Annotated in this window: 2 protein-coding genes; both read left to right on the plus strand. The window is 71.9% G+C overall.

The window, feature by feature from the left end; translation table 11 throughout:
- Nucleotides 1–391, plus strand: a 391-nt coding sequence (locus PKE99_RS38475; RefSeq protein ID WP_271215160.1) for a DnaJ C-terminal domain-containing protein, incomplete at its 5' end; no start/stop codon positions are given.
- A partial coding sequence (locus PKE99_RS38480) for a MerR family transcriptional regulator (RefSeq protein WP_498371927.1) occupies nt 388–587 on the plus strand: 200 nt, incomplete at its 3' end. The genes PKE99_RS38475 and PKE99_RS38480, both read left to right, overlap by 4 nt.

Genomic DNA, 587 nt, shown 5'->3' on the forward strand with positions numbered 1-587 from the left:
GAGACTCGGCGACGGCTCCGCCGGAGACCTCTACCTGGTGGTGCGGCTGTTGCCGCACCCGCTCTTCCGCCTCGAGGGCCGGAACATCCACGTCGACCTGAAGCTCGCCCCGTGGGAAGCGGCCCTCGGTGCGACCGTCCCGGTCGCGGCACCCGGGGGCGAGACCAAGGTGACCGTGCCTTCCGGCTCCTCGTCGGGAAGACGCCTGCGCCTGCGTGGGCAAGGCATGCCGGACCCGGCCGGGCACCCGGGCGACCTGTTCGCCGAGATCAAGATCATGGTGCCGGCACGGCTCGGCGACCGCGAACGCGAGCTGTACTCCGAACTCGCCACGTCGTCGACCTTCGATCCGCGCCGCGCCACGACCGACGACACGAGGCGACGCCGATGAATCCGCAGAGTCGTCCGCTTCGCTACCCGCTGGTCCGGAGTCCGAGATCCGCCCTGCTCGACGAGGAGGAGTTCGCCCGGCGCTGCGGCCTGCACCCCGAACTGGTGCGGCGGTTCTGGGCGCTGGGGCTGATCCCGGCCGCGCGTCACGTCGACGGATCCCCGTGGTTCAGCCCGGCGCAGGTACCGGCCGTCTC

It is taken from the genome of Pseudonocardia halophobica (assembly GCF_027922425.1).
Classification (GTDB): Bacteria; Actinomycetota; Actinomycetes; order Mycobacteriales; family Pseudonocardiaceae; genus Pseudonocardia; species Pseudonocardia halophobica.